General features: G+C 69.1%; 14 protein-coding genes. 11 read left to right on the forward strand and 3 right to left on the reverse strand.

The window, feature by feature from the left end:
• Positions 1-56: 56 nt before the first annotated feature.
• Entirely contained in the window at positions 57-1,211 is a 1,155-nt protein-coding gene (locus tag E3O32_RS13535; RefSeq protein ID WP_134510349.1) for a glycosyltransferase family 4 protein, read from the reverse strand.
• Positions 1,212-1,289: 78 nt separating this feature from the next.
• Here E3O32_RS13535 and E3O32_RS13540 point away from each other — a divergent pair, with 78 nt between their 5' ends.
• The 10 genes from E3O32_RS13540 to E3O32_RS13585 all read left to right on the forward strand — a co-directional run bounded on the left by E3O32_RS13540 (position 1,290) and on the right by E3O32_RS13585 (position 11,867).
• A complete protein-coding gene (locus E3O32_RS13540; protein WP_134510350.1) occupies positions 1,290-2,411 on the forward strand; it encodes a mannose-1-phosphate guanylyltransferase in 1,122 nt (373 codons plus the stop codon).
• A gap of 222 nt (positions 2,412-2,633) precedes the next feature.
• Entirely contained in the window at positions 2,634-3,737 is a 1,104-nt protein-coding gene (locus E3O32_RS13545) for a BMP family lipoprotein (RefSeq protein WP_134510351.1), read from the forward strand.
• 192 nt (positions 3,738-3,929) lie between these two features.
• The gene (locus E3O32_RS13550) at positions 3,930-5,450 is read left to right on the forward strand and encodes an ABC transporter ATP-binding protein (RefSeq protein WP_134510352.1); all 1,521 of its coding nucleotides are present in this window, start codon (positions 3,930-3,932) and stop codon (positions 5,448-5,450) included.
• The gene (locus tag E3O32_RS13555) at positions 5,447-6,712 is read left to right on the forward strand and encodes an ABC transporter permease (RefSeq protein WP_370250315.1); all 1,266 of its coding nucleotides are present in this window, start codon (positions 5,447-5,449) and stop codon (positions 6,710-6,712) included. Before E3O32_RS13550 ends, E3O32_RS13555 begins: the two co-directional genes overlap by 4 nt.
• A complete protein-coding gene (locus tag E3O32_RS13560) occupies positions 6,709-8,004 on the forward strand; it encodes an ABC transporter permease (RefSeq protein ID WP_134510353.1) in 1,296 nt (431 codons plus the stop codon). The genes E3O32_RS13555 and E3O32_RS13560 overlap by 4 nt, the downstream gene beginning before the upstream one ends.
• A complete protein-coding gene (locus E3O32_RS13565) occupies positions 8,001-8,438 on the forward strand; it encodes a cytidine deaminase (RefSeq protein ID WP_255455525.1) in 438 nt (145 codons plus the stop codon). Before E3O32_RS13560 ends, E3O32_RS13565 begins: the two co-directional genes overlap by 4 nt.
• Positions 8,439-8,440: 2 nt before the next feature.
• Positions 8,441-9,754 (forward strand): thymidine phosphorylase, encoded by a 1,314-nt coding sequence (locus E3O32_RS13570; RefSeq protein ID WP_134510354.1) that lies wholly within the window; start codon positions 8,441-8,443, stop codon positions 9,752-9,754.
• 218 nt (positions 9,755-9,972) lie between these two features.
• Entirely contained in the window at positions 9,973-11,094 is a 1,122-nt protein-coding gene (locus E3O32_RS13575) for an adenosine deaminase (protein WP_134510355.1), read from the forward strand.
• Positions 11,095-11,133: 39 nt separating this feature from the next.
• Complete coding sequence (locus tag E3O32_RS13580; RefSeq protein WP_134510356.1) at positions 11,134-11,595, forward strand: PTS sugar transporter subunit IIA; 462 nt, start codon at positions 11,134-11,136, stop codon at positions 11,593-11,595.
• A complete protein-coding gene (locus E3O32_RS13585; RefSeq protein ID WP_134510357.1) occupies positions 11,595-11,867 on the forward strand; it encodes a PTS sugar transporter subunit IIB in 273 nt (90 codons plus the stop codon). The genes E3O32_RS13580 and E3O32_RS13585 overlap by 1 nt, the downstream gene beginning before the upstream one ends.
• Before the next feature lie 31 nt (positions 11,868-11,898).
• Here E3O32_RS13585 and E3O32_RS13590 read toward each other — a convergent pair whose 3' ends face one another.
• Positions 11,899-13,629 (reverse strand): phospho-sugar mutase, encoded by a 1,731-nt coding sequence (locus tag E3O32_RS13590; protein ID WP_134510448.1) that lies wholly within the window; start codon positions 13,627-13,629, stop codon positions 11,899-11,901.
• A gap of 83 nt (positions 13,630-13,712) precedes the next feature.
• Positions 13,713-14,546: a purine-nucleoside phosphorylase gene (locus E3O32_RS13595; protein ID WP_134510358.1), complete on the reverse strand. Its 834-nt coding sequence runs from the start codon at positions 14,544-14,546 to the stop codon at positions 13,713-13,715.
• Positions 14,547-14,841: 295 nt separating this feature from the next.
• Here E3O32_RS13595 and E3O32_RS13600 point away from each other — a divergent pair, with 295 nt between their 5' ends.
• On the forward strand, positions 14,842-16,278 hold the full coding sequence (locus tag E3O32_RS13600) for an NAD(P)H-quinone dehydrogenase (protein WP_134510359.1): 1,437 nt from the start codon (positions 14,842-14,844) through the stop codon (positions 16,276-16,278).
• Positions 16,279-16,344: the final 66 nt, after the last annotated feature.

Raw genomic sequence — 16,344 nt, forward strand, 5'->3', positions numbered from 1 at the left:
ACGCACGTAAGACCATCCTAAGTGTCTCTGCGCCGAGATATTATCCCCGGGCCCGGCTAGCGCTGCATTGACAGCGGAACCGACACCGTGGCCCGCACGGCGGCGCGTTCGTCGACGACCTGTTCGTAGTAGCCGAGCAGGGTGCCGCACACGTTTTCCCAGGACCGGCCGAGCACGCCGCGGCGTCCGGCCTCGCCCATCCGGTGCCGGAGCGGGGCGTCTGCGGCCAGCAGGGAGACGCACCGGCGCAGGTCCCGCTCGTCGTCGGGGGTGAACAGGAGGCCGTTCTCGCCGTGAGCCACCAGGTCGATCGGGCCGCCGGCGTGCGGGGCCACCACGGGCAGGCCGGCGGCGTGCGCCTCCTGGATGGTCTGGCCGAAGGTCTCCTCGGTGCCGGCGTGCAGGAAGATGTCGAAACTCGCATACGCCGCGGCCAGCTCCGGCCCGGAAAGGCGGCCCAGCCAGGTCACCGGCATCCCGGTGAGCTCCCGTCGGATCTGCGGCACGGACGGCCCGTCGCCGACGAGGGCGAGACGGATGCCGGGCACGCCGCGCAGCGCCCGGAACCGCTCGACCTGCTTCTCCGGCGCCATCCGGCCGACGTAGCCCACGACCACCTCGCCGTTCGGGGCCAGCCGGCGGCGCAGGGCGGCCACCGCGGGGTCGCCGCGGTGGTTCGGGTGGTAGCCGACGAGGTCGACCCCGCGGGTCCAGCGGGCCAGCCGTCGCACCCCGACCCGGCGGAGGTCCAGCATCGACGCCGTCGACGGCACCAGGGTCAGGTCGGCGCCCTCATGAACCCACTTCACGAAGCGCCAGGCCGCGTTGGCGGCCTGGCCGAGCTTGTTCCGGCGGGCGTAGCCGGCCACATCCGTCTGGAACACGGCGACACTGGGGATGCCCTGCCGGTTCGCCGCGGCGATCCCCTGGGCGCCGAGCAGGAACGGTGAGGCCGCGTGCAGAACGTCAGGGCCGAAGTCCGCGAGAAGCCGGTGCACCTGCGGACTGGGCATCCCCACCGGGAACTGGCGGTAGGACAGCGCCGGCACGCTGTGCACGGGAAAACCCGCGTACTCGGCCGGAGCGCCGGACGGGGCGATCAGCATGGCCTCGTGGCCGGTACGCGCCAGATGCTCGAGCACCTTGCAGACGCTGGTGGTGACGCCGCTGACGGTGGGCAGGAAACTTTCGGTGATGAGCGCAACCCTCATGCTGCGAGGCTAGGCAGCCGCCGCGTCCGGCCGGTGAATGCACGGTGAACGGCTGCGTTCGAGCGGTAGTCTGGCCGGGTGCCAGCTACCTCAGACGCCCTCGCTCGGTTCTACAGCGTGATCCCGGCGGGTGGGATCGGCTCACGCTTGTGGCCGCTCTCGCGCGCCGACGCTCCCAAGTTCCTGCACGACCTGACCGGGTCAGGGCAGACCCTGCTGCGCGACACCTGGGACCGGCTCGCGCCGCTCTCCGGCGACCAGCGGATCATGGTCGTGACCGGCCGCGCGCACCGCGCGGCCGTCGAGGCCCAGCTCCCCGAACTGGCCGACCACAACGTCGTGCTGGAAAGCGAGCCGCGGGAGTCCACCGCGGCGATCGGCCTGGCCGCTGCGATCCTCGAGAAGCGCGAGCCCGGCGTGATCATCGGCTCCTTCGCCGCCGACCACGTGATCAAGGGACCGATCCTGTTCCGCCAGGCAGTGGCCGAGGCCGTCGCCGCCGCCGATGCCGGCTACATCGTCACCATCGGCATCCGCCCCACCGAACCGGCCATCGGCTTCGGGTACATCAAGACCTCCGGTGCGCTCGACATCATCGGCGCCGACAGCGCCCTCTCGGTCGACTCCTTCGTGGAGAAGCCCGACCTGGCCACTGCCCGCGGATACCTGAAGAACGGCCACTACCTGTGGAACGCCGGAATGTTCATCGCGCGGGCCGATCGCCTGCTCGAGGAGATCGGCGCCGCCGAGCCCGAGCTGCTAGCCGGCCTGCTCGAACTCGCCGAGGTCTGGGACACCCCGCGCCGCGGCGCGGTCGTCGACCGGGTCTGGCCGCGGCTGAAGAAGATCGCGATCGACTACTCGGTCGCCGAGCCCGTCGCGGCCAAAGGCAAACTCGCCGTGATCCCCGGCCAGTTCGACTGGGACGACGTGGGTGACTTCGCCTCGATCGCGAAGATCCACGCGAACGGCCGCAAGCGGGACCTGGCCATCCTCGGCGAGGGAGCCCGGGTGCTCGCCGATTCGTCCAGCGGAATCGTGGTCAGCCACACCGGGCGCATGATCGCCCTGATCGGCGTCGAGGACATCGTCGTGGTCGACACGCCGGACGCGCTGCTCGTCACCACCAGCGCGAACGCGCAGAAAGTCAAGGCCGTCGTCGACGCGTTGAAGCTCTCCGGAAGCACCGACGTCCTCTGACCCGTCCGGCCGGTGAGGCCGGTGCCGCCGGCCGGCCAGCGGACGCCGGACAATTCTCCCGATGCGAGACGCATTCGCGCCGCCGCGGCGGCGCCTATGTCGCGGCTTGGTAACCATTCGGTTGCAGCCCGAGTTTGCTCATCTGAGCAGTGAAACATTCGGTAACGTGTAGTCCAACACAGCCCCCGCGGACCCACGCCGGGCGACCATAGGAGGTCAATCTTGACAATCACGAAACGCAAGGCCGTTTTCAGCGGTCTTGCCACGCTCGGCGTTGTGGCCCTGCTCGCCGCTTGCGCGCCGGCACCGACCGACGGCGGATCCTCGGGAGACGCCGCGGCATCCGACTACCTGCCCTGCATCGTCTCCGACTTCGGCGGCTTCGACGACAAGTCGTTCAACCAGTCCAGCTTCGACGGCATCACCCAGGCCGCCGATGAGCTCGGCATCGAGTTCAAGCAGGCCGAGTCCAAGTCGGAAGACCAGTACGCCAGCAACACCAGCAGCATGGTCGACCAGGGCTGCAACTTCGTGCTGACCGTCGGCTTCGCCCTCGCTAACGCCACCCGCGACGCGGCCAAGGCAAGCCCCGACACGCACTTCGCCCTGATCGACTCCGCCATCTCCAACGACGACTTCAGCCCGCTGACGCTCGACAACGTCAAGCCGGTGCTCTACGACACCGCGCAGGCCGCGTTCCTCGCCGGCTACCTCGCCGCCGGAACCAGCAAGACCGGAGTCGTCGGCACCTACGGCGGACTGCAGTTCCCGTCCGTCACCATCTTCATGGACGGTTTCGCCGACGGAGTGAAGTACTTCAACGACCAGAAGGGCAAGGACGTCAAGGTCCTCGGCTGGGACAAGGCCGCGCAGACCGGCCTGTTCGCCGGCAGCTTCGACGACATTAACCAGGGCAAGGCGCTCAGCACCGGTCTGATCGACCAGGGCGCCGACATCATCCTCCCGGTCGCCGGACCGCTCTTCCAGGGCACCGCGCAGGCCATCCAGGACTCCGGCAAGGACGTCGCCATCATCGGCGTGGACAGCGACCTGTTCGAGACCACGCCCGAGTTCAAAGCCCTGTACCTCACGTCGGTGCTCAAGCAGATGGCCGCGGCCACCAAGCAGATCATCGTCGATGACTCGAAGGGTGACTTCACCTCCGACCCGTACGTGGGCACGCTCGAGAACAAGGGCGTCGACATCGCCCCGCTGCACGAGTGGGAGTCCAAGGTCGACCCCGCGCTCGTGAAGGAGGTCGACGCCATCAAGGCCGACATCATCAGCGGCAAGCTCAAGGTCGAGTCTCCCTCCACCCCGAAGTAACGAACCACCTGCACCACCAGCAGCACAATGCGGGGAGGCCAGCGACACGCTGGCCTCCCCGCATCGGTTAACAGCGCCGATCAGTCACTCAGAAGAGCAGATCGGACCAACATATGAGCAAATCGGTTTGCACACGCCATCATTCGCGCAGGTAGCACCTCATCTGTTCGCCCACTCAATAGAATCGGGACTATGAAGCTCGAACTTCGCGGCATTACGAAGAAATTCGGTGCCCTGGTCGCGAACGACCACATCAACCTCACCGTCGAGGCTGGCGAAATCCATGCGCTGTTGGGCGAGAACGGCGCTGGAAAGTCAACCCTCATGAACGTGCTCTACGGCCTGTACCGGGCCGAAGAGGGCGAGATCCTGCTTGACGACGTCGTTCAGCACTTTGCTGGGCCAGGCGACGCGATGGCCGCGGGGATCGGCATGGTGCACCAGCACTTCATGCTCATCCCGGTCTTCACGGTCGCCGAGAACGTCATGCTCGGTCACGAAGACACCAAGACCGGCGGTCGCCTCGACCTGGCGGCGGCCCGCAAGCACGTGCGGGAGATTTCCGACCGGTTCGGCTTCGACGTCGACCCCGACGCCCTCGTCGAAGACCTCCCCGTCGGGGTGCAACAGCGGGTGGAGATCATCAAGGCCGTCTCCCGCGACGCGAAGGTGCTGGTCTTCGACGAGCCGACCGCGGTGCTCACCCCGCAGGAGACCGACGAGCTCATGGTCATCATGCGCCAGCTCAAGGAGGCCGGCACCTCCATCGTCTTCATCACCCACAAACTGCGGGAGGTGCGGGCCGTCGCCGACCGGATCACCGTCATCCGTCTCGGCGCCGTCGTCGGCGAAGCCTCCCCGACCGCGACGAACGTGGAACTGGCCACCATGATGGTGGGCCGGGCGGTCGACCTCACGGTGGACAAGGCGCCCGCCGTTCCCGGGGACGCCGCCCTCGTCGTCAAGAACCTCAGCGTGCTCGACCCGCACGGCCAGGTCCTGGTCAACAACGTCAGCTTCGAGGTGCACAAGGGCGAGATCCTCGCAATAGCGGGGGTGCAGGGCAACGGCCAGACCGAACTCACCGAAGCCCTGATGGGCCTGCAGCCGCGCGTCTCCGGCGAGATCACCCTCGACGGCAAGTCCCTGCGCGGACACTCCGTGCGCCAGGTGCTCGAGGCCGGAGTCGGCTTCGTGCCGGAGGACCGCACCGAAGACGGGCTGGTCGGGGAGTTCACCATCGCCGAGAACCTCATGCTCGACCGCTCCAACGACGAACCGTTCGTGAAACGGTGGAACGTGCAGCGGGCGCTCCTGGCGAAGTTCGCGGGGGAGAAGGTCAAGGAATTCGACGTGCGCTCCCAGGGGATCGACACCCCGGTCGGGCGCCTCTCCGGAGGCAACCAGCAGAAGGTCGTCCTGGCCCGTGAGCTCAGCCGCGACCTGCGCCTCTTCGTTGCGGCGCAACCCACCCGCGGCCTCGACGTCGGCTCGATCGAGTTCGTGCACGAACGCATCGTGGCCACCCGGGACGCCGGCACCCCGGTGGTCGTGATCTCGACCGAACTCGACGAGGTCGCGGCCCTGGCCGACCGGATCATGGTCATGTACCGCGGGCGCATCGTCGGCATCGTGCCGGGCGACACCCCCCGCGCAGTCCTCGGATTGATGATGGCGGGCGAAGCCCCCGCCGGAGAAGGAGCCGCAGCGTGAGCACCACACAGGGTCCGGGGACCGTGACCGGACCGGCAACCTCGCCGACCGGAGCGCCCTCCCGCTGGGACCGGATGTTCCGGGAGATCACCACCGGCAGCGCCATCATCTCCGTGCTGGCCGTCGTGCTCGCGCTCGTCGTCGGCGCCGTCATGATCGCGTTCACCAACAAGGAGGTCCAGGCCAGCGCCGGTTACTTCTTCTCAAGGCCCGGCGACCTGCTCGCCGCCATCTGGAACGCGGTGTCCGGGGCATACTCGGCTCTCTTCCAGGGCTCGATCTACAACTTCCGCCGGCCGAGCTTCGCGGCGGGGATCAAGCCCCTCACCGAGACCCTCACCTTCGCGACCCCGCTGATCATGGCCGGCCTCGGAGTGGCGCTCGGTTTCCGGGTGGGCATGTTCAACATCGGCGGGCGCGGGCAGATGCTCATCGCGGCCGCCCTCGGCGGCTGGGTCGGCTTCGCGGTCGACCTGCCCTACGGGCTGCACATGATCGTCGCGCTCGTGGTCGGCATCCTCGGCGGCGCCCTCTGGGGCGGTATCGTCGGTCTGCTCAAAGCCCGAACGGGAGCCCACGAGGTGATCACCACGATCATGCTCAACTACGTGGCGTTCTACCTCGTCAGCTACCTGCTCCGCGAAGGCTTCCTGAAGACGCCCGGGTCGAACAACCCGAAGAGCCCCGCCACCAAGGTCACGGCGGTCTTCCCCGACCTGCTCGGCCCGAACTACATCCTGCACTTCGGCTTCATCCTGGCCATCCTCGCCACGATCTTCACCTGGTGGCTGCTCTCGCGCTCGAACCTCGGCTTCCAGTTCCGGGCCGTCGGGCTCAACCCGCATGCGGCCAAGGTCGCCGGCATCAGCGTCAAGCGCATGTACGTCTACGCGATGATGCTCTCGGGCGGGCTGGTCGGCCTCGCCGGCATCAACCAGGTGCTGGGCACGACCACCAGCGGCTTCGGCGCCGGACTCGACTCCGGCATCGGCTTCGACGCCATCACCGTGGCGCTGCTCGGCCGGTCGAAGCCTTGGGGGGTCTTCTGGGCCGGCATCCTGTTCGGCGCCTTCAAGGCCGGCGGGTTCTCGATGCAGGCCGCCGAGGGCGTGCCGATCGACATCGTGCTCGTCGTGCAGTCGCTCATCGTGCTCTTCATTGCCGCCCCGCCTCTCGTCCGGGCCATCTTCCGCCTGCCTGTGCCGGGAGCCATCCGTCGCAAGACCCAGGTCAACGTTTCCCAGGAGGTGGCAGCGAAATGAGCACCGTCGCTCCGGTCGTCCAGCCCGCACAGCCCACCACGCCGGAAGGCCCCGATTTCGAGTTCGTGAAGAGCTGGAAGGTGACGATCGCCCTGTCGATCTTCACCGTCCTCAGCTTCCTGCTCCTGGTGGTCTTCGGCCGGGACGGCACCAGCACCATGCGCCTCTCCACGTCCAGTGACCTGATCCAGCTGCCCGACGTGGAACTGCCGACCCGGGTCACCGGCATCGTGATCACCGTCCTGCTCCTCCTGATCACCGGCGTGAGCGTCTGGCTGGTGCGCGCCAAGGCCAAGGCCCCGATCTGGTTGATCGCCGTCTACGCCGTGCTCGTCCTGATCGGCTTCCTGGCCTGGGCCGCCGCCGACAAGTCCATCCCGGTTCCCGGCCTGCTGTTCGGGTCGCTCAGCCTGGCCGTGCCGCTCATCTTCGGTGCCCTCGGCGGCGTCATCTCCGAGCGGGTCGGCGTCGTCAACATCGCCATCGAGGGCCAGCTGCTCGCCGGCGCGTTCACCTCAGCGATGGTCGCATCGCTCACCCGCCAGCCGCTCCTCGGCCTCCTGGCCGCGATGCTGGCCGGGGTGCTCGTCTCGATGGTGCTGGCCGCCTTCGCGATCAAGTACTTCGTCGACCAGGTCATCGTCGGCGTCGTGCTCAACGTGCTCGTGATCGGCCTGACCGGCTTCCTCTACTCGCAGGTGATGGCACCGAACGCCGCGCTCCTGAACCAGCCGCCCCGGTTCGAACGGATCAACATCCCGCTGCTCAGCGAGATCCCGATCATCGGGCCGGTCTTCTTCCGGCAGACGCTGATCGTCTACATCATGTACGTCGCCGTCGCCGTGGTCTTCTACGGGATCTTCCACACGAAGTGGGGACTGCGCCTCCGCAGCGTGGGCGAGCATCCGCAGGCCGCCGACACGGTCGGCATCAACGTCGCGTCGACGAGGTTCTGGAACGTGTCCATCGCCGGCGCGATCGTCGGCCTCGGCGGAGCCTACTTCACCCTCGGCTCGGTCGGCGCGTTCGGCAAGGAGATGACCGCCGGGGCCGGGTTCATCGCGCTGGCCGCCGTGATCTTCGGCCGGTGGGACCCGATCCGGGCCACCCTCGCCGCGCTGCTGTTCGGTTTTGCCAGCAACCTGCAGAACGTTCTCAGCATCATCGGGTCCCCGGTGCCGAGCGAGTTCATGCTCATGCTGCCCTACCTCGTCACGATCTTCGCCGTCGCCGGCCTGGTCGGCCAGTCCAGGGGACCTGCCGCCAGCGGCAAGCCCTACATCAAATCGTGACCGGGTCTCCCCGGCCAGACGCTCCCTTCTCGGGCGACGTCGATTGGGGTGTCCTCCGCGAGGCAGCCGTGCAGGCGATGGGCAGCGCCTACGCGCCGTACTCGCACTTCCCGGTCGGCGCCGCGGCGCTCGTCAGCGACGGGCGGGTGATCACCGGCTGCAACGTCGAGAACGCGTCCTACGGCCTCACCCTCTGCGCGGAGTGCGCCCTCGTCTCCATGCTGCACCTCACCGGCGGCGGGCAGCTCGTGGCCTTCACCTGCGTCGACGGTGCCGGTGGCACCCTGATGCCCTGCGGACGCTGCCGCCAGCTTTTGTACGAACACTCGGCCCCCGGCATGCTGCTGGACACGGTGTCGGGTGTGCGAACCATTGATGAAATCCTGCCCGACGCCTTCGGGCCCAGGCAGCTCGCCGACTACCGGGAAGAGTGACCGTGAGCAACATCCAGACCAGCATCGAGGCCTTCGACGCTGTTGACCTGATCCACACCAAGCGTGACCTGGGCGAGCTCAGCACCGCCCAGATCGACTGGCTGGTCGACGCGTACACCCGCGGCTACGTCGGCGACGAGCAGATGGCCGCGATGACCATGGCGATCTTCCTCAACGGGATGAACCGCCGGGAGATCAAGGACCTCACCATGGCCATGATCAACAGCGGGGAGCGGATGAGCTTCACCGGCCTCGGCAAACCGACCACCGACAAGCACTCCACCGGCGGTGTCGGCGACAAGATCACCCTGCCGCTGATGCCGCTCGTCGCCGTCTTCGGCGCGGCCGTTCCCCAGCTCTCCGGCCGCGGTCTCGGCCACACCGGCGGCACCCTGGACAAGCTCGAGTCGATCCCGGGCTGGCGGGCCAGCCTCACCAACGAGGAGATGTTCGCGCAGCTGCGCGACCACGGCGGCGTCATCTGCGCCGCCGGACGAGGCCTGGCCCCGGCCGACGGCAAGCTCTACGCGCTGCGCGACATCACCGGCACGGTGGAGGCGATTCCCTTGATCGCATCCTCGATCATGTCGAAGAAGATCGCCGAGGGCACGAGTGCGCTGGTCCTCGACGTGAAGTTCGGCTCCGGCGCCTTCCTCAAGGACATCGACCGGTCCCGCGAACTCGCCCGCACCATGGTCGCGCTCGGGGAGGACGCCGGCGTGGCGATGTCCGCGCTGCTCACCAACATGAACGTGCCTCTCGGCCACGCGATCGGCAACGCCAACGAGGTCCGCGAATCGGTCGAGGTGCTCGCCGGCGGCGGGCCGGCGGATGTCGTCGAACTCACCGTCGCCCTCGCCACGGAGATGCTCGACCTGGTCGGCATCACCGGCGTCGACGTCGCCGTCGCGCTGAAGGACGGCCGCGCGATGGACAAGTGGCGTGAGGTCATCCGTGCCCAGGGCGGCGACCCGGATGCGGCCCTGCCGGTCGCGAAGGAAACCCACGTCGTCACCGCCCTGCGCGACGGGGTGCTCGTGGAGCAGCAGGCCCTTCCGTTCGGAATCGGCGCCTGGCGTCTCGGCGCCGGCCGCGCCCGAAAGCAGGACCCGGTGCAGCACGCCGCCGGGATCGACCTGCACGCCAAGCCGGGGGACACCGTGCGGGCCGGGCAGCCCCTGTTCACACTCAGCGCCGACGAGCCTGAGCGTTTCGCCCGCGCGCTCGAGGCCGTGGAAGGCGCCTACCGGATCGGCGACCCCGGCGAGCCCATCCAGGACGGCGGACCCCTGATCGCCGAGCGAATCGGCCGCTGACCCGCCCCCGACCCCGCCCCCGCCCCCGCCCGCCCCGAGCCCCGTCCACCCATACCGGGCAGGCTGGGGGCTAACTCAGGAGATTCCGGACGAGTCAGGTCGGCGGGTGCGGAATTCCAGGCCGCACCGGAACCGATGCCGGGAATCTCCTGAGTCAGCCACAGTCCGGGTTCAGCAAACAGGGAGACTCCCAGCGTCATGGCCGGTAGATTGGGAACGTGAACACGAGCCCAGAGGAATACCTGCTGCCCGGCGGCATCAGCATCAACGCGCTGCCGAAGATCTCCCTGCACGACCACCTCGACGGCGGGCTGCGTCCCGGCACCGTCATCGAGCTGGCCGCGAGTATCGGATTCGCCCTGCCGACAACGGATGAGTCCGACCTCGGCGCCTGGTTCGCCGACCAGGCCAACTCCGGCTCGCTGGTCGAATACCTCAAGACCTTCGACATCACCTGTGCCGTCATGCAGACCGAGGAGGGCCTGACCAGGGTCGCCCGGGAATTCGTCGAGGACCTCGTCGCCGACGGCGTCATCTACGGCGAGGTGCGCTGGGCCCCCGAGCAGCACCTCACCCGGGGCCTCACCCTCGACCAGACGGTGGAGGCCGTGCAGGCCGGCATCGAGGCCGGCATCGCCGCCGCCGCCGAGGCCGGCCACAGCATCAAGATCGGCCAGCTGATCACCGCCATGCGGCACGCCGACCGCAGCCTCGAAATCGCCGAACTGGCCGTGCGCCACCGCACCGCGGGCGTCGTCGGGTTCGACATCGCCGGCGCCGAACTCGGTTTCCCGGCCCACAACCACCGTGACGCGTTCGACTTCCTGGCCAAGGCATTCCTCCCGGTCACCGTGCACGCCGGCGAGGCCGACGGCCTGGAGAGCATCCGCGGGGCTCTGTTCGACGGTCGTGCGCTGCGGCTCGGCCATGGCGTGCGCATCGCCGAAGACATCGTCGTCGGCCGCCAGGACGCCGACGACAACACCTACGTGACCCTCGGCCCGGTGGCGCAGTGGGTGCGCGACCGCGAGATCGCCCTCGAGCTCAGCCCGTCGTCGAACCTGCAGACCGGGGCGATCGCGGCCTGGGGCGACGACCTGCTCGACCACCCCTTCGACCTGCTGTACCAGCTGGGCTTCCGGGTCACCGTCAACACCGACAACCGCCTGATGAGCGACACCAGCCTGAGCAAGGAGCTGGCCCTGCTCAGCGACGCGTTCGGCTACGACATCGACGACCTCGAGGTCTTCCAGCTCAACGCCGCGCAGGCCACGTTCCTCCCGCTCGAGGAGCGCGAGGAGCTGGCCGATGCCATCGTCGCCGGCTTCGAAGGCGCCTGAAGAACCAATGCCCGTCCGATCGACACCGTGAAAGCCCCCATGCCACTGCCGCCCCTCCCCACTGCCGCAATCACGATCGGCGTCCACGTCGAGGACTGGCGTGGTGCGGTGGCCGCTGCCGGTGACGCCCTCGAACGGTCAGGGTCGACCTCGCCCGAGTACACGAAGCGCATGATCGGCGTGATCGACGAGTTCGGCGCCTACGTCGTGATCGCGCCGGGCCTCGCGCTGGCGCACGCCCGGCCCGGACCCGACGTTCACACCGAGGGCCTGAGCGTTGTCACCCTCGCCGAGCCGGTCGCGTTCGGCCACCCGCACAACGACCCGGTCAGCGTCGTGCTGGGCCTGGCCGTCACCAGCGGTGACGAGCACGTGCTCCTCGTGGCCGAACTGGCCAATGTGTTCAACGACCCGCACGTCATTCCGGCGCTGGCGGCCGCGACGGATGTCGACAGCATCCGTTCGCTGCTCGGCGTCACCGCACCACCCGAGGAGCAGTAATGAAGATCGTCGCCCTGTGCGGAGTCGGAATCGGCACCTCCGCGATTCTCAAGGTCAACGCCGAGCGGGCCCTGGCCCGGCTGGACATCGAGGCGGAGGTCACCGCGACGGACGTCGCCGGAGTTGCGAGCATGGGCTTCGACGCCCAGGTGATCCTCACCTCGTCGGAGCTGGTCGACGCCATCGGCAAGACCAACGCCGACATCGTCGTGATCGACAACTACTTCGACGTGGACGAACTCACCGCGAAGCTGGAGACCGCGCTGGGCTGACCGCGCTGGGCTGAGTGCCGGCCCGACCGCGCTACTTGATCAGTTCGCGCATGCCCCGGTCGAGTTCGGCCAGGGTCGCCTCGGCGGCGGCCTTCCGCTCGGCGACCATGCCGGCGGTGCTGCTCGTGTCCAGGTACACCTTGAGCTTGGGTTCTGTGCCGCTCGGGCGCACCATGACGCGTGAACCGTCGACGAGCCTGATCCGCAGCACATCGCTCGGCGGCAGTCCGTTGAAGCCGGCCGACAGGTCGTCCACCTGGTCGACCCGGATGCTGCCCACCATCGACGGCGGACTCTGGCGCAGTCGGGCCATCACCCGGTCGATCTCGCTGAGGTCGGTCACCCGCACCGAGATCTGGCCGGACGCGAAGTGGCCGAACCGGGCGCTGAACCGGTCGAGGTGGTCGGCGAGGGTGAGCCCGTCGGCCTTGAGGTCGCTGACCAGGGAGAGAATGGCCACGGCGGCGGAGATGCCGTCCTTGTCGCGCACGGTGCCGGGGTTGACGAGGTAGCCGAGGGCCTCCTCGTAGCCGAAGATCAGGTCTGGCGCGCGGGACACCCACTTGAAGCCGGTGAGGGTGTCCGCGAACCGCATGCCGTAGGCCGCGGCGACCGCCTGCAGGGCCGGCGACGACACGATCGAGCAGGCGAGCGTGCCGTCGGCCGCGCCATCGCCTGCCGCGGTCGCGGCGAGCTCGGCGGCCCGCCAGCCGAGGACGGCCCCGACCTCGTTGCCGCTGAGCCGGCGGTAGCCGGTGCCGGACGACGGGTCGGGGATCGCGATCGCGAGCCGGTCCGCGTCGGGGTCGTTCGCGATGATCAGCTCGGCGCCGGCCTCCCTCGCGGTCTCATAGGACAGGTCGAGGGCGCCCGGCTCCTCCGGGTTGGGGAACGCGACGGTGGGGAAGTGGCCGTCCGGGGCGATCTGGGCGTCGACGAGGGTGGGCAGGTCGAAACCGGCGGCTTCGAGCACGCGCCTGGTCGTGTCCCAGCCGACGCCGTGCAAGGCGGTGTACACGGTGTTCACCTGCGCGCGCGGCGGGTGGGCGAGACCGGCGGTGGCGTCGATGTACGCCTGCACGACGGATTCGGGTGCCGTCTCGTAGGCGGCCCGAGGCAGGTCAGGTACCCGCTGCTCGGTCGCCACCCGGAGGATCTCCGCCGCGATGCGCGCGTCGTCGGGGGAGACGATCTGCGAGCCGTTGTTCGCGCCGCCCAGGTAGACCTTGTAGCCGTTGTCGTTCGGCGGGTTGTGCGACGCGGTGACCATCACGCCGGCACCCACGTCGAGGTGCCGCACCGCGAAGGCGAGCACGGGGGTGGGCAGCAGGCGGGGGAGCAGGATGGCGCGCACCCCGGCACCGGCCATGATCGCAGCCGTGTCGGTGGCGAAGACGTGGGAATTCTTGCGCCCGTCGTAGCCGATGACGACGGACGGGGTTTCGCCCGGAGACGCGGCGCCCCTGAGGTAGGCGGCGAGGCCGGCGGCGGCCTGGGAGACGAGCACGCGGTTCATCCGGTTCGAGCCGGCCGCGATCGCTCCGCGGAGGCCGGCCGTGCCGAAGGCGAGTCTCTCATCGAAGCGGGAGTGCAGCTCCAGTATCGCCGCCGCATCCCCATCGCCGGCGGAGCGCACCAGCAGGCGCAACTCGGCCTGGGTTTCGGGGTCGGGGTCCTGGCTGAGCCAGTCGTTCGCCGTGTTCAGCAGGGCCGTGGCGGCGTCCCCGGCGGGAGCGTCCGTCTCGATGGTGTCGAGCACCATCGTGTCGGGGAGCACCGTCTCCGGGGCGTCTTCCTCGCTGTGCCTGCCGCCGGATTCGGGGGGCACTGCGGTGCCGTCGAGGCTCACAGTGCGGCCACGATCCGGGCGAGCAGCGCGCCGATCACGGGTTCGGCCAGCTTGCCGGCCTCGAGCACCTCTTCGTGGCTGAGCGGCTCTTTCTGGATCCCCGCGGCGAGGTTCGTGATCAGGGACAGGCCGAGGATCTCCATCCCGGCCTCCCGGGCCGCGATCGCCTCGAGCGCGGTGGACATCCCGACGATGTGGCCGCCGATCACCTTCGCCATCTGCACCTCGGCGGGGGTCTCGTAGTGCGGGCCGCGGAACTGGCAGTACACGCCCTCGTCGAGGGTGGGGTCGATGCTGCGGGCCAGGGCGCGCAGCCGGGCGGAGTACAGGTCGGTGAGGTCGACGAAGGTCGCGCCCTCAAGGGGCGAGTCGGCAGTGAGGTTGATGTGATCGCTGATCAGCACGGGGCTGCCCGGCGTCCAGGTCTCGCGGATGCCGCCAGCACCGTTGGTGAGGATCATCGTCGACACGCCGGTAGCGGCCGCGGTGCGCACGCTATGCACGACCCGGCGCACGCCGTGGCCCTCGTAGTAGTGGGTGCGGGCGCCGATGATGAGGGCGCGCTTGCCGCCGGGCAGCAGCACCGAGCGGAGCATGCCGGCGTGGCCGGCCAGGGCGGGGGCGCTGAAGCCAGTGATCTCCTGTGCGGGGATCGTGTGCGTGGTCTCGCCGATCAGGTCGGCGGCCTTGCCCCAGCCGCTGCCCAGGGTCAGTGCGATGTCGTGCCGGGCGACACCGGTGCGGGCGGCGATCTCGCCGGCCGCGATGCGCGCGACCTCGAACGGATCCGTTTCTGGCGCGTCGAGCGGGTTGTTATCCATCTTCAGCATGCCCCCACTCTAATTGCCCGCCCATTTCACCGGCGCTCACCTGCCTGATTCGGCGGAGATTTCGCTCATTCGCGCACGGATGGCCGCAGCATTCGCGTCTCCAGTGACAGCGTCCGTCGAATTCGACCGGAGTGCAGGCCGGAGCCTCGACGGGGCCCCGGGCGGGCATAGTCGGGTTGAGCGCGCCACATGCGCCCGTGCGCGCCTGGCCTGCCTGGCGCGTAGCGGCGCAAGTGGGGCGCTGGGGCGGGGCGCGTGGTTTGGCAGGGGGGCGCTGGGGCGGGAGAATATGACAATGGCCTACGAGTTCGAACGCAAGCAGCGCATCGCTATCCTCGGCGGAGGGCCCGGCGGTTACGAAGCGGCGTTGGCCGGCGCCCAGCAGGGTGCCGAGGTCACCCTCGTCGAGCGGGTCGGGGTCGGCGGTTCCGCCGTGATCACGGATGTCGTCCCCTCCAAGTCGCTCATCGCCACGGCCGAGGCCACCAACTCGATCGGCGAGGCCACCGACCTGGGCGTTCAGCTGTTCGTGCGCGGCGACACGGGCAGGCCCGCCCGGCCCGAGGTCGCCATCAACCTGGCTGCCGTCAACAAGCGGCTCCTCGCCCTCGCCCGGCAGCAGTCCGAGGACATGAAGGCCACCCTGATGCGCGCCGGCGTGCACCTTGTCAGCGGCCACGGCCGCCTCGACGGCACCAGCGGGGTCATCGTCTCCACCGCCGAGGACGGCTCCGGCACCGACTTCGACCGCATCGACGCCGACACGATCGTCGTCTCGGTCGGCGCGACCCCGCGCATCCTGCCCACCGCCGTCCCCGACGGCGAGCGCATCCTCAGCTGGACCGAGCTCTACAACTTGAAAGCCGTCCCTGAGCACCTCATCGTGGTCGGCTCCGGCGTGACCGGTGCCGAGTTCGCCTCCGCCTACCGCGCCCTCGGCGCGAAGGTCACCCTGATCTCCAGCCGCGACCAGGTGCTCCCCGGCGAGGACGCCGACGCGGCGGCCGTGATCGAGAACGTGTTCAAGCGCAACGGAATGGTCGTGCTGAGCAAGTCACGCGCGTCCTCGGTCGTGCGCACCGACACCGGCGTGCTGGCGGCCCTGGCCGACGGCCGCACGGTCGAGGGCAGCCACTGCCTGATCGCGGTCGGCTCGGTGCCGAACACCGCCGGGATCGGCCTCGAGGAGGCCGGCGTGCAGCTCTCCGAATCCGGCCACATCCGGGTGAACCGGGTCGCGCGCACGTCCATCCCGAACATCTACGCGGCCGGCGACTGCACGACCGAGCTGCCGCTGGCATCCGTCGCCTCGATGATGGGCCGCACCGCGGTCTTCCACGCGATGGGCGACGCGGTCAACCCGATCGAAATTCGCAACGTCGCGGCGAACATCTTCACCCAGCCGGAGATCGCCACGGTCGGCTGGACCCAGAAGCAGATCGAGGACGGCCTCACCCGCGGCAGCATCTACAAGCTGCCGCTCTCGTCGAACCCGCGCGCGAAGATGATGGGCATCAAGGACGGTTTCGTCAAGCTGTTCGCGACCACCACCACCGGCACCGTCATCGGCGGAGTGATCGTCGCGCCCAAGGCCAGCGAGCTCATCTTCCCCCTCGCCCTGGCGGTCGAGCACCGGCTCACGGTCGACGAGGTGGCCCGGGCGTTCCCGGTCTACCCGTCGCTGACGGGTTCGATCACGGATGCCGCGCGCGCCATGCACATCGTCCAGTAGCCCGCCTCCGCGACCCCCGAGCCCCCCACCCGCGCTCCCACCGCCGTTCAGCCCTGCCAAGCCAGG

The organism is Cryobacterium mannosilyticum, assembly GCF_004402705.1.
Classification (GTDB): Bacteria; Actinomycetota; Actinomycetes; order Actinomycetales; family Microbacteriaceae; genus Cryobacterium; species Cryobacterium mannosilyticum.